Below are 13306 nucleotides of genomic sequence, written 5' to 3'. Positions count from 1 at the left end.
CTCCCTTTACCGTATACCTAAAAAACATCATGTTTGTGCCCCTGTTCGGACCATTATACACCCTCTTTACACCTTTATATATATAATATGCCCCTTTTTGTCTGATTATGTGTTACGACATACAAGTTGACCATTCAAACCCGTATTCCACCACTTAACCATAAATAGAACCGGTTTCGGGACGGCTTGACGTCCAATTATTAAATTTGTCCGCCCACGAAATCATGTAATTTGCATTAGTCTTTATATACACACGAAAACATGCGCAATAAGACCTTTAGAATCGTACTGGTATGCCTGCTGCTGGCCGTTGCCGGCTTCTTCATCTACAAACTGACGGCCAAAAGCAATCCTAAAGAGCCCGCGGGCCCTCCTGCCGCAGCGCGCGGCGCCGGCCGCCCCATTCTGGCCGATGCCTATGTGGTCAAACCCGTGAAAGTCGACGAAATCATTGAAGCCAGCGGTACCCTGCAAAGTTACGAAGAGGTGGAACTGAAACCCGAAATCAGCGGCCGTATCACCAAAATATACTTCAAGGAAGGCACCAAAGTGGGCAAAGGCGCCCTGCTGGTGAAAATATATGATGGCGACATCCTCGCCCAGCTCCGGAAACTGGAACTGCAGCGTGAACTGGCCAAAACCACCCTGGCCCGCCAGGAAAAACTGCTCAAGATCAACGGTATCAGCCAGCAGGATGTGGATGTGACCAGCAACCAGGTGAGCGCCTACGGGGCAGACATCGAATACAACCGTGCCCAGCTGCAGAAAACCGAAATCCGCGCCCCCTTCAGCGGCACCCTCGGCCTGCGCAACGTGAGCGAAGGCGCCATCGTGGGCCCCGCCACCATCATGTCGACCCTCCAGCAGCTCGATCCCCTGAAAATCGACTTTGCCGTGCCGGAGAAATACCGCAACGCCGTCCATAAGGGAGATGCCGTTACGTTCACCATCGCCGGCGACACCCTCCGCTACACGGGCAGCGTTTATGCCATCGACCCGAAAATCGACCTGGCCACCCGCAGCGTGAAGCTCCGCGCCACCGTGCCGAACCCGGCCGGCAGGCTGTTCCCGGGCGCTTTTGCCAAAACCTCGATACAACTGAAAGATAATCCGAACGCTATTATGATTCCTTCACAGGCCGTTATCCCCGGCACCCGCTTCAAGCAGGTGATTGTGGCAGACAGCGGCCGCGCCAGGTTCGTGAACGTCGAAACAGGCTTCAGGAACGAAAGCAGTGTGCAGATCACCAGCGGCCTGCAAATCGGCGATACCGTTATTACCAGCGGCATATTGCAGCTCAAACCCGGTATGCCCTTTAAGTATAATAAAGTGCAGTAGAGAATAACGCTAAAAGAGATTATCATGAGTTTACCTTCCATATCCCTCAAAAGACCCGTATTAGCCATCGTGATGAACATCATCATTGTGATCTTCGGTCTGGTGGGCTTTTCTTTCCTCGGCGTACGCGACTTCCCCGCGATTGACCCGCCGGTGGTGAACGTGCGCACCTCCTACCCGGGCGCCAACTCGGACATCATCGAAACACAGATCACCGAAACGCTCGAGAAAGCCATCAACGGCGTGGCCGGTATCAAAAATATCTCGTCGCTCAGTAGCCAGGGCAGCAGCAATATCACCGTGGAGTTTGAACTGGGCGAAGACCTCGAAGCCGCCACCAACGACGTGCGCGACAAGGTATCGCAGGCGCAGCGTAACCTGCCTACCGACCTCGAGGCGCCGCCCGTGGTATCCAAAGCGGACGCCAACTCCGACGCGATCATTTCCATGACCGTGCAGAGCAATACCCGCAACCAGCTCGAGATCACGGAGTATGCCACCAACGTGCTGCTGGAAAAACTGCAGACCATTCCCGGCGTGAGCGCCATCCAGATATGGGGTGAAAAAAAGTACGCCATGCGTATCTGGCTGGACCCCGCCCGCCTGTCGGCTTACAGCCTCACCCCCGGCGACGTGCAGCTGGCCCTCCAGCAGGAGAACGTGGAACTGCCGTCCGGTAAAATCGCCGGCAACGCCACGGAGCTCACCGTGCGAACTTTCGGCCGCCTCGACACGGAAGAGGAATTCAACGAACTGATCATCAAAAACGTCAACGGCGCCCAAATCCGCCTCCGCGACGTAGGCCAGGCCGTGCTCGGCCCCGAAAACGAAGAAACGCAGCTGAAGGAGTCCAACATTCCGCAGATCGCGCTGGCCCTTATTCCCCAACCCGGCTCCAACTACGTGGCCATTTCAGAGGAATTTTACAAACGGTACGAAGACCTGAAAAAGGAAGTGCCCGACGACTTTTCGCTGAACATCGCCATGGACAATACCGCCTTCATTAAGAAAAGTATCCACGAAGTACAGGAAACCCTGATCATCGCACTCGTACTGGTGATCCTGATCGTATACCTGTTCTTCCGCGACTGGCTGATGGCGCTTCGCCCGATCGTCGACATTCCCGTGTCGCTCATCGGTGCGTTCTTCATCATGTACGTATGCGGCTTCACCATCAACATCCTCACCCTGCTGGCGATCGTACTGGCCACGGGCCTGGTGGTGGACGACGGCATCGTGGTAACCGAAAACATCTACAAAAAAATAGAAGCGGGCCTGCCGCGTATGCGCGCGGCCAAAGAAGGTTCCGAAGAGATCTTCTTTGCGGTGATCGCCACTTCCATCACACTGGCTTTCGTATTCCTGCCGATCATATTCCTGCAGGGATTTGTGGGCAGCCTTTTCCGCGAGTTCGGCATCGTGGTGGCCGGCGCGGTACTGATTTCCGCATTCGTGTCGCTCACGCTCACGCCCGTGCTCAACGTTAAACTGGCGCGTAAAACGCACAAACATTCCTGGTTCTACGAAAAAACGGAGCCCTTCTTCCGCTGGATGGAAGACAGCTATAAAAATTCCCTGACTGCTTTCATGAAAGCCCGCTGGATAGCCGTGGCGATCATTTTTGTGTGCCTCGGCATGATCTACTGGCTGTTCAACACCCTGCAGTCCGAGCTGGCCCCGATCGAAGACAGGAGCATGTTCCGCCTGTCCGTCACCGCCCCCGAAGGCACCTCTTACGATGCCATGGATAAATACGTGACCGACCTCGTGAGTTTCATGCAGGATTCCATTCCTGAAAAGAAAGTGATCCTTTCCGTGACCGCTCCCGGCTTCTCCGGCGCCGGTTCCGTGAACACCGCGTTTTCATTTGTGACGCTGCCCGAGCCACAAGACAGAACCCGTTCCCAGAAAGATATCGTGAACATGGTGAACCGCAATATGTACCGGTTCCCGCAGGGCAAGGTGTTCGCCATTGAGCAGCAAACCATCCAGGTGGGGCGCCGCGGCGGCCTGCCGGTGTCGTTCGTGTTGCAAAACGTGAACTTCGAAAAACTCTCGGCGGTGATACCGCAATTCGTGGATGCCGCTTCGGCCAACCCTGTGTTCCAGGGCATTGACGTTGACCTGAAGTTCAACAAACCCGAGCTGCGCATTCACATCAACCGCGCCAAAGCCAGCGAGCTGGGCGTTTCCGTGGCGGATATTTCTTCCACCCTGCAGCTGGCTTTGAGTAACCGCCGGTTCGGTTATTTCATCCGAAACGGCAAACAGTACCAGGTAATGGGCCAGGTGTTCCGCTCCGACCGCGACGACCCCGTGGATCTGCAAAGCATTTACGTGCGCAATGCCCGCGGCGAAGCCATCCAGCTCGACAACCTCGTGAGCATCGAAGAAGAAACGAGCCCGCCGGTTATCTACCACTACAACCGTATGAAGTCGGCCACCATTTCCGCAGGCTTGGCCCCCGGCAAAACCATCGGCGACGGTATCGACGCCATGAACGCCATTTACGCCAAGCTGAAGCAGGACAAGGTGATCGACGAAAGTTTTGATACCGCGCTCAGCGGATCGTCCCGCGACTACGCCGAAAGCGGCTCCAACACCATGTTTGCGCTGGTGCTGGCGCTGATATTGATTTACCTCGTACTGGCCGCGCAGTTCGAAAGCTGGATAGATCCGTTCATTATCATGCTCACCGTGCCGCTGGCCTTTGCCGGCGCACTGCTGTCGCTTTGGGTATTCGGGCAAACCTGGAACATCTTCTCGCAGATCGGCGTAATTATGCTCATCGGCCTGGTAACGAAAAACGGTATCCTCATCGTGGAATTCGCCAACCACATGCGCGATGCGGGTAAAGAAAAAGCCGCGTCCGCCATCGAGGGCTCCGTGATGCGCCTGCGCCCGATCCTGATGACCAGCCTCGCAATGGCCCTCGGTGCGCTGCCCATCGCCATGAGCCTTGGCGCGGCCTCTACCAGCCGCATTCCGCTGGGTATCGTAATCGTGGGCGGTATCATGTTCTCGCTGGTGCTCACGTTGTACGTGATCCCCGCGATGTACACCTTCCTCAGCCGCAGGAAAAAGAATGTGGAATTTGAAGAAGCGCTTCTTTCGGAAAATCCGGAAGCGGCCGCTGCTGCAGCCCACGCATAACATCTCAAAAGATATCTGATGACATTGACAGGAAAAATATTCACCGGTCTGCTTTTCACCCTGTTCGCCTCCGGCGCACAGGCGCAACGCGTGCTGACGCTGGAGCAGGCCATCGACCTGGGCCTGAAGAACAACTACGACATCCGCATGGCCCGCACCGACGCGGACATTGCAGCCAATGATTTCGATTACGCCAACTTCGCGTTCGCTCCCCGCGTAAACGCCACCGCCGCCAAAACCTGGAGCCGCACCGCTACCAAACAGGAATTCGGCAACGGCAACAAACGCGATACCAGCGGCCTCAAGAACCAGCAGCTGCAGGCAGCCGTGAACCTCAACTGGACGCTGTTCGACGGGCTGAAGATGTTCGCCACCCGCCAGCGTTTCCAGGCCATCGAGATACTCGGCGAGCTGAACGTAAAAAACCAGGTGGAAAACACCATTGCCAACATCATCAACAGTTATTACAATATCGCCCAGCAGAAACAGCAACTGCGCGCGCTGGCGGAGCAGATGTCGATTTCGGACGAACGGGTGAAATTGTCCGACGCCAAATTCCAGACGGGCCTGGCGCCGAAAACAGATTACCTGCAGGCGAAAGTGGATTACAACGCCCAACGCGCCATGTGGCTGCGCCAGCAAACCGTCATCGAACAAAGCAAAGCCGGCCTCAACCAGCTGCTGGCCATCGCCGATGAAAGCACGAACTACGACGTGCTCGACACCATCCCGGTAGACCTCGGACTGGTATTCGGCGACATCATCGCCAACATCCGCAACACCAACCCCCAACTGCAGGTGGCGCGCCAGAATGTTGAAATTTCGCGGCTGACGGTCAAAGAACGGAAAGGCGACTTTTTCCCCGTGCTCTCTTTCAACTCCGCGTACAACTTCAACGAATCTCGCGCGAGTGCGGCCGTGAACCAGTTCAGCCCCGTCTTTAACCAAACCCGCGGCCTCAACTACGGCTTTTCCGCCACTATCCCGATTTTCAACGGCCTCAACGCGCACCGCGAACTGAAAAATGCGAAACTCAACCTGGCCTACCAGCAGCTGGCGCTCGAAAACCAGCAGTCGCAGGTAGACCTGCTGCTCAAAAATGCATTCAAGGATTACGAGTACTATAAAATGGCGCTGACGCTGGAAGAGGAAAGTGTGGAACTGGCCCGCGAAAACACCATGGTGGCGCTGGAGCGGTTCCGGGAAGGGGTCTCTACCACACTCGAAGTGAAAGAAGCGCAGCAAAGTCTCGAGCTCGCCATGTACCGGCTCATCCAGGCACGTTACAATACGAAAGTGGCTGAAACGGAACTGATGCGATTGAAAGGCGGTTTACTGAAATAACCCACACAAAAGAATATACGAAGGCCGGTTACCGTTGGTAGCCGGCTTTTTTGTTGGGCGCCGGCGGCAGTAATGCTATTCGGCCGCCGTTGTGTCACTCCCTTCAACGTTGGGAAGAGGGATTGGGCGTGTTGGGTGGTTAGGTGTACAGCAGGTAATCGGATATGTGAATGAGATGCTGACTGGGTTTGTCGCAAGTAATCCGGGGTCGGGAAAATTGGGGAGATTGCACGAAAATGTTGCCGCTTTGGTTTGATATAGTGCTCCCCGCTTGGGCGCTTCGTGCCTGTTACCGGAAATGTCGCATGCTTGAGTTTGCCATAAGTATTGTGCCGCTTCCGGATTGTGTGGCTTTGCATGTCGCAGGAAATGTCGCGTGCCCTGGGCTGCCGCTAGTACTTTGGCAATCCCGGGTTGGGCAGTTTGTGCATATTGTAGGGAAGTTGGATGCTCAGATTTACCGCAAGCGATAAGGGCAGTTCTTTTTTATTGCTGCGGTTCGGTGGAATCCTTCGGCAGCAGTCCTTTCTGGCGGCTGAATTTATCGAACGACTGTTTGATGAACAACATCAGGTCGTATTCCGACGCATTCAGCAGGAAGTTGTAGCTCGGGCGGTAAGCGTACATGAAGGAATCGAGCATCGGCGGCTCAAGTTTGGTGATGCGTGCCACCAGGTCGGGGTTATAGCGGTAGTCGATGTGCTTTTCCGCTTCCCAGTACCGCAGCTGCTCTCCGAATTTTTCTTTCCGTTTGCGCGTTTTGCTGGGAATGAGATATGTCAGTGCCGTGATGGGGTTGCTGGGAAGGGTTTTCAGCACGTCCATCGCACCGGGGCGCTTGTAATCGAAGTATTTGGCGTATTCGTCGCGGGTAGCCAGCGAGTCGCGGCGGTAGATGCGCCCTTTTACGTTGACGGCCTGCAGGCCGAACACATGCCGTTTCAGTTCCACATTCTGGGTGCTGGAAATCCCGGACGCAACGATCTGCGTGCGCACATAGCTGATCATGGAAAACTCGATGGTATCACCCGGCAGGGCCTCGATGTAATACCGGCCCGTTTCATTACTGACAGTGCCCACCCCCGTTCTTTTGTTCCAGATACTCACCGATGGCAGGCCGGTACGGGTATCCGCATCGGAAACCATACCCATGATGCGCACCTGTGCCGTTGCCTCCTGTAAGGCAGGTACTACAAATAGAATGAGTGCAACAGCGTATCTGAACAGAACATACTTCATACGAATCTCTCAAAATTAGCGTTCCAAGCTCAAAAAAAACGTTAAAAATTTTCTTAAAGCAAGCCAAACATCGGTAAAGTTTATATTTTTTAAATCCCTAAATTGGTGGTTTATCACCCGAAACTGTGCCCATGCCTCCAAAAATACTGTTCTGCACCCAGCGTTACCAATATCTGAAAGACCGGGTGCTGACCCAGGCCCCTTCCGGCTGGGAAGATGGCGCCATGACCATCCGCGATTTCCCGGACGGGGAGCACTACCATCGTATAACCAGCAACGTTAGCGGCAAAGAGGTCATCCTCATCGGCGGCACCATCGACGACAAAGAAACACTGGAACTGTTCGATATCGCCAACGGCTGTATACAGAACGGCGCGCTCTGCCTCAACATCGTTATCCCCTATTTCGGCTACTCCACCATGGAAAGAGCCGTAAAAAACGGGGAAATAGTCAAAGCCAAGAACCGTGCCCTCTTATTTTCCGCCCTGCCGGGCACCAGCGCAGGCATCAAAATCATCATGATAGACCTGCATGTGGACGGTATCACCTATTATTTCGAAAGCAACGTGCGCCCCGTGCACCTGTACGCGAAGCTGATCGTCCGGAATGCCGCGCTGGAACTGTCGGCCGGCAAACCCTTCGTACTGGCCAGCACCGATGCCGGCCGCGCCAAATGGGTGGAGTCTCTGGCCAACGACCTCAATGTGCAGGCGGCTTTTGTTTTCAAACGCCGCCTGTCCGGCGAAGAAACGCAGATCACCGCCATCAGCGCCAATGTGGAAGGCTGCATGGTGATCATTTACGACGATATGATCCGCACGGGCGGCTCGCTCCTCCACGCCGCCCAGGCTTACCGTGATGCCGGGGCCGCCAGCATCGCCGTGATCACCACCCACGGCATTTTCGCCGGGGATGGTTTCGAGAAAATACGTCGCAGCGGGCTGGTGCAGCACCTAGTATGTACGGATACACATCCCAACGCCCTGCAGATCAGCGATCCGCTGTTGAACGTAAAATCCGTTGCACCACTGATCGTAGACTATTTTCAAGAGAATCCATAGTACATTTGTCGCATGAGCCAACTTCGCATCATAGAATTCGGCAGTTGCGATTACCAGGCCATGATCGCACTGCGCGACAAGATCCTGCGCAAACCGCTGGGCCTCACTTTTTCACCCGAATACCTGCAGCAGGAAATCAACGATGTGCTGATCGGCTATTTCGACGGCACCACCATCCTCGGCTGCTGCATTTTGAGCCCTTCTACCGAAACAACTGTACAACTGCGGCAAATGGCGGTAGACGATAGTTTGCAGGGGCAGGGCGCAGGCAGCAAAATTCTTGCTTTCGCGGAAGCGCAGGCACGCACCGCCGGTTTCACCGAACTGATGATGCATGCGCGGAAAGAGGCCGTACCTTTTTATCTCAAAAACGGATACACGGTGAGAGGGGAAGAATTTGTGGAAGTGGGAATTCCGCACTATGAGATGTACAAAGTTTTATCCCCCTGAAATATCAGCTGATGCACCGTTGAGCATTTCTTCCGTTGGGGAGCGCCCTGCATGGGATAGAAATGTATTACTCTTGTGAGAAGTGCATCATACCGTAATGTGCAGCATTTAATTCACTGAAATACTTCAAATGTAAAAGGAATTACCACCGGTTAGGAAACATTCTACCGTATCGCTTCCCGCATCACCCACGTGCAACGTTGAAGCTTCTGAAATACTTGAAATAAAAAGAGAATTACCACCGGTTAGGAAACATTCTATCGCCGGTAATCGGTAAAAAGCGCTTGCAGCAGTTCGCTGAACGCCAATGGGTCTTCTTCATTTTCAAAGGCGCTGGTGGGGGATGAATCGCTTCCCGTATCACCCACGTGCAACATTGAAGCTTCTGCAATACTTGAAATAAAAAGGGGGAATTACCTCCGGTTAGGAAACATTCAACCGCCGGTAATCGCTGAAAAGCGATTGCATCAGCTTGCTGAATCCTAACAGGTCTTCTTCATTTTCAAAGGCGCTGGTGGGGATGAGAAAAAAGCTCCGTTTATCGCGGTACAGAAAAAAGAAAGATTTCGTTTCAACGATCTGCGAAAAGCGTTGCCAGGGTACAGCACTTTCTCCCTGGCCGGTGGCAATGGCCATGCCTTCTTCATTGTAACGCAGTCTTATTTTGTCTTTGAAAGTAGCGGCTTTATTGTAGGTAGAAACGGGCAGCAGATACCAGAACGCCCAACCGACCAGTAGCATCATGAGCGCAATGCCGAGCAATGCATTAAAATTCACCAGTCTGAACAGGTAGCCTGCAACAGTGGCAATCAGCAGAATAATAAGGGTATTACGAAATACCTTTATTTCGCCGCGGCGCAGAAAGTGGAAACGTAATGCATGAATAACCTCTTCCTTATTGTAAGTGAACTGCAGAAAATGCATTCAACGAACTTACGAAATTATTTTGAAGCGCTCAAGGAGACGGGGGCATCTAAATCAGGCGAATAGGATACCGGTGCAGTTTTTCTGGCAGATGTGGTATTGCGTTTGTCGGCCAGGTCTTCTTCATTCAGGCCGGGGAAATTCTTTTTGATAAATTTCAGGTACTGCTGTAAAACTTTGCGGTCTACTTTGAAGGGAGCAACAATATTATCGCTTTCATCGCCGGTGGCGGATGAGCTGTTATTAATCCTTGTTTCGTTTTGTAAATACCATTTATAAAGATCCACGATGGCTTTCTGCACATCGTTTTCTTCCACTTTTTCTGCTCTTGCAGACTGCGGAAGGGTCCAGATGAACTCTTCGAGCCTGTTGGCAGTTTTAGCTTTAGTCCCTTTATCGGTTTTATCGCCGTTATTAAATCCTTTCTCGCCATTACCGGCGAACGCTGAAGCGGTGGTTACCATACCCAGTACCAACAAAAACAACAGCTTTTTCATACGGGTAAATTTTAATGACCTAAAAATACAAAATAAAAAATATAAAACGGTAACGGTGTTACAAACAGGGCTTTTCGCGGTACAAACTGCGGGTTTTCCGGTATTTCCTGTCCCGTTATATCAAAAAGACGAGCCGGCTGCTAAAAAGTTGCAGCACTGGCGGATCTTTTTTGAGGCGGGGCGACGGCTTTTTGGGTCGGGGACACGTCCATATCTCCATAAGTAACTGTGAATCAACTAGGAATCACAAACGAATGACCATTTTATGTCAGGAAACTATTTTCGTACCGACCGCCTTACCGGCCAGCGCGGCATCAACCGGCTTAATGGCCGGCCTGAGGATACCAGGGTATTCCCAGCCTCATCGTAACTCTTTCTGGCCCACTTCAAAAGTTGCCAGCTCTTTCCGGTTTTTGTCGATGAACACCACTTTCAGCTTCCGGTCGCCTTTCTCGCCGGAAACGGTCACTTTCGAGAAATTCTGGGTCACCACCAGGGTGCCGGGCACACGGTAGGGATTGTCTTTTTCATTCCCCCGCAAAACGCCGCCCACCCCGGAGGTCAGCGGAGAGCTGGTGATGTCGTACAGCGGATAGGCACCTTCCCGTGGTAGTTTCACTACTTCAGAGTGATGGCGGTCGCCAGTGAGGAACAACACTCCCGGGATTTTATACTCCCGCAGAAAGTTCATAAACGAATGATATTCAATAGGAAAATGATGAAAGCTGTCGAAAATGGAAATGGGATTCAGCGCCTGGCTGCCGGTCACGATGATCTTGAAAGAAGCGTTGCTTTGCAGCAGGGCATTACGGAGCCACTCCATCTGGGCATCGCCGTACATTTTTTTTGCCGGGTTCGGTTGGCCCCCGATGCTGTCGGCCATTTCACCCGCGCTTGACCAGTAGCGGCCGTCGAGCAGGAAAAAATCCACGTCGCTGTAACTCATGCGGGTATAAATCCCCTCTCCTTTTTCCCCGAAACTCGGGTTGGCCCAATAACGGGTAAATACCTCGCGCGAGGCGTCCCGGAAAATGTAAGATTTGTTCGCATTATTAGGCCCGAAATCATGATCGTCCCAGATGGCGTAATGCGGCATGGCCTGCAGGAATGGTTGCAAAACAGGCAGGGAGCGGTCGCGGTGCGCCCGGTATTCCAGGCCGGGAATGGAGGCATAGTCAACGTCGCGGGTATACCAGTTATCCCCCAGCCACATCATAAAATTCGCAGGGGTAGCGGCCATGGTTTCAAAAATAGATGAATCGTGCCCGTAAGGCACGCCCGGCCGGTCATATGCCGGCTCATTAAAATAAGCACAGGAACCGGTGAGGAAAGAGAAATCGGGCGCCGGTTGCCGGTACTGCCAGAGCGGTTTGGTGGTAAAATGAAGGGCGCGCGGCAGGGAGGCCTTCTGCCCGTTCAGGACAATTTCATATTGATAGGTAGTGCCCGGCTCCAGGTTCACCAGTTGTATCTTGATAGGATTGTATCTTTTGCCCAGTTCGCCTGTGTAGGTTTCAGTGCGGCTGCTGCCAGGCTGACCGTTTTTGTAATAACGGACGGCCGCATTTTTTACCGTTGGCGCCACTTCGAGCCAGATGATCGCGTCGCGCAGTTCCACCGAGCCTGTCATAGGACCGGCTACGATTGCTTTTTGTTGCGCAACGGCAGGCGTAAGCATCAGCAACAGGAGAAAAAGGGATACGATGGGCCGGAGGGACGGCATGGTGAAAGCGTTATTCATATACCAAATATAGGATGTCAAGGTGTACCCGGAAAAGGGGAATTCGCTTAATTTTACGTTAAATGAACGCATACATAAACTGGAGCGGCGGGAAAGACGCCTCATTTGCCCTCTGGCAACTCCAACAAGATAAGAATTTCAGCATAAAATACCTTTTCACGACTTTAAGCGAGGCCTACCGGCGTGTATCCATGCACGGCGTACGCGAGGAATTGCTCGACGAGCAGGCCCGGCAAACCGGCATCGCACTGAAAAAGGCTTACCTGCCCGAACATGCGTCGATGGAAGATTATAACCGCATCATGACCGAACAACTCACCGCACTGCAGGCAGAAGGCATTGAGCATGCCGTGTTCGGTGATATTTTTCTGGAAGACCTGCGGGCATACCGCGAAACCCAGTTGGCCAGAGTGGGCATGAAAGGCGTTTTCCCGCTCTGGAAAAGAGACAGCACCACCCTGGTGCGCGATTTCATCAAAGCCGGTTTCAAAGCCGTGATCGTCTGCGTCAACGCCCGGTACCTGCCTGCATCCTTTGCGGGCCGGCTCATCGATGAAGCCTTTCTCGCCGATCTCCCCGCCGGGGTAGACCCCTGCGGAGAAAACGGCGAGTTCCACAGTTTTGTGTTTGATGGGCCCCTCTTTGCCGCACCGGTGGCATTTCAGATCGGTGAAACGGTTGAAAGAGTGTACACCCCGGCCTCCAGCCAGGGAGGTAATTGCTATAAAGATGATGGTGAAAATGACTGTTCCGTAAAAGAGGAACCAGATAATTGGGATACCCGGTTCTTTTTTTGTGACCTGATTCCAGCCTGAGCGCCTTCCGTTTTGGGACTCAATACTTCCTTCCGCCACACTGCCTTCCTCTGTAAAAAACAAAAGCAATGGAAAAATCCATTGCTTTCGAGAGTCATTTACTTTGCAAGAAGATTCTCGCGGTGTAGGAATATTTGGTTTTTCATAGGACAGTAACCATATAAAAATTAATACTTTAACAAATATAAAATAAATTGAATAACTACAAGCATGTAACCAGGAATATTCAAAATTGCCAAAATATAGCCCGTTAAATAAAAAAAAACAAAATTAAAGACCGTTTTTTGAACAAAATCGAATAAGAAAGTGAGGTTTATGCGATCGTTTGCAAGCTTACAATAGTGTGTATATTAACAAATGAAGATATTTCTTCGTTTACGGGATGAAAAGTGGTCATTTCATGTACAGGTGTGAAAAAGCGAAATGAAATGATACTGAAACCCGCGAATGCCTTTTTATTCATCCATTTAAAAATGAACGGAGCACCAACCTTTTCAACAAACATCGCTCCTCCCATATTTCGCGCGCCGGACGGCTTAAAACATTGCAACTCTCTGCGAATATGCAGCATCGTTCTTTCTCCGGTGTAGCCCGCAGTTTTTCCCGGAAAGCGGAAATACATACTACGCCTCACTTTCCCGCCGGCTGCATCCCAGCATCAGGAAAAACCAGGCATGTATTCGAACAAAATAAATAAACGGGTGCAGGTGGAATGAAGCGGCGGGGCACAAAAAAAGGAAACAT

Annotated in this window: 11 protein-coding genes; 6 read left to right on the top strand and 5 right to left on the bottom strand. The window is 52.5% G+C overall.

Features of this window, described 5'->3' with window-relative positions; genetic code table 11:
- Positions 1-261 precede the first annotated feature (261 nt).
- From EGT74_RS10495 to EGT74_RS10485, 3 genes are read left to right on the top strand one after another with little or no spacing between them, the layout of a single operon-like run.
- Positions 262-1338 carry an efflux RND transporter periplasmic adaptor subunit gene (locus EGT74_RS10495; RefSeq protein WP_123846459.1) on the top strand — a complete coding sequence of 359 codons (1077 nt, stop codon included), beginning with the start codon at positions 262-264 and terminating at the stop codon, positions 1336-1338.
- 24 nt (positions 1339-1362) lie between these two features.
- A complete protein-coding gene (locus EGT74_RS10490) occupies positions 1363-4491 on the top strand; it encodes an efflux RND transporter permease subunit (protein ID WP_123846458.1) in 3129 nt (1042 codons plus the stop codon).
- 18 nt (positions 4492-4509) lie between these two features.
- Complete coding sequence (locus EGT74_RS10485) at positions 4510-5835, top strand: TolC family protein (protein WP_123846457.1); 1326 nt, start codon at positions 4510-4512, stop codon at positions 5833-5835.
- Positions 5836-6321: 486 nt separating this feature from the next.
- Here the strand turns inward: EGT74_RS10485 and EGT74_RS10480 are convergent, their stop codons facing one another.
- The gene (locus EGT74_RS10480; RefSeq protein WP_123846456.1) at positions 6322-7074 is read right to left on the bottom strand and encodes a carboxypeptidase-like regulatory domain-containing protein; all 753 of its coding nucleotides are present in this window, start codon (positions 7072-7074) and stop codon (positions 6322-6324) included.
- A 131-nt stretch (positions 7075-7205) separates the two neighbouring features.
- Here EGT74_RS10480 and prs point away from each other — a divergent pair, with 131 nt between their 5' ends.
- Positions 7206-8135: a ribose-phosphate diphosphokinase gene (prs, locus tag EGT74_RS10475; RefSeq protein WP_123846455.1), complete on the top strand. Its 930-nt coding sequence runs from the start codon at positions 7206-7208 to the stop codon at positions 8133-8135.
- Positions 8136-8147: 12 nt separating this feature from the next.
- Positions 8148-8585 (top strand): GNAT family N-acetyltransferase, encoded by a 438-nt coding sequence (locus EGT74_RS10470; RefSeq protein ID WP_123846454.1) that lies wholly within the window; start codon positions 8148-8150, stop codon positions 8583-8585.
- Positions 8586-9008: 423 nt separating this feature from the next.
- On the opposite strand, the gene EGT74_RS10465 is transcribed toward EGT74_RS10470, so the two are convergent.
- The 3 genes from EGT74_RS10465 to EGT74_RS10455 all read right to left on the bottom strand — a co-directional run bounded on the left by EGT74_RS10465 (position 9009) and on the right by EGT74_RS10455 (position 11747).
- Entirely contained in the window at positions 9009-9509 is a 501-nt protein-coding gene (locus EGT74_RS10465; protein ID WP_123846453.1) for a YcxB family protein, read from the bottom strand.
- 17 nt (positions 9510-9526) lie between these two features.
- On the bottom strand, positions 9527-10006 hold the full coding sequence (locus EGT74_RS10460; protein ID WP_123846452.1) for a hypothetical protein: 480 nt from the start codon (positions 10004-10006) through the stop codon (positions 9527-9529).
- A gap of 361 nt (positions 10007-10367) precedes the next feature.
- The gene (locus EGT74_RS10455; protein ID WP_158618086.1) at positions 10368-11747 is read right to left on the bottom strand and encodes an alkaline phosphatase D family protein; all 1380 of its coding nucleotides are present in this window, start codon (positions 11745-11747) and stop codon (positions 10368-10370) included.
- A 62-nt stretch (positions 11748-11809) separates the two neighbouring features.
- On the opposite strand from EGT74_RS10455, the gene EGT74_RS10450 reads away from it, so the two are divergent.
- The gene (locus EGT74_RS10450; RefSeq protein WP_123846450.1) at positions 11810-12562 is read left to right on the top strand and encodes a Dph6-related ATP pyrophosphatase; all 753 of its coding nucleotides are present in this window, start codon (positions 11810-11812) and stop codon (positions 12560-12562) included.
- A 313-nt stretch (positions 12563-12875) separates the two neighbouring features.
- Here the strand turns inward: EGT74_RS10450 and EGT74_RS10445 are convergent, their stop codons facing one another.
- Complete coding sequence (locus tag EGT74_RS10445) at positions 12876-13184, bottom strand: hypothetical protein (RefSeq protein WP_123846449.1); 309 nt, start codon at positions 13182-13184, stop codon at positions 12876-12878.
- Positions 13185-13306: the final 122 nt, after the last annotated feature.

The organism is Chitinophaga lutea, from assembly GCF_003813775.1.
Classification (GTDB): domain Bacteria; phylum Bacteroidota; class Bacteroidia; order Chitinophagales; family Chitinophagaceae; genus Chitinophaga; species Chitinophaga lutea.
Note: the sequence above shows the minus strand (reverse complement) of the source record. Positions and strands in the feature narration are given on the sequence as shown.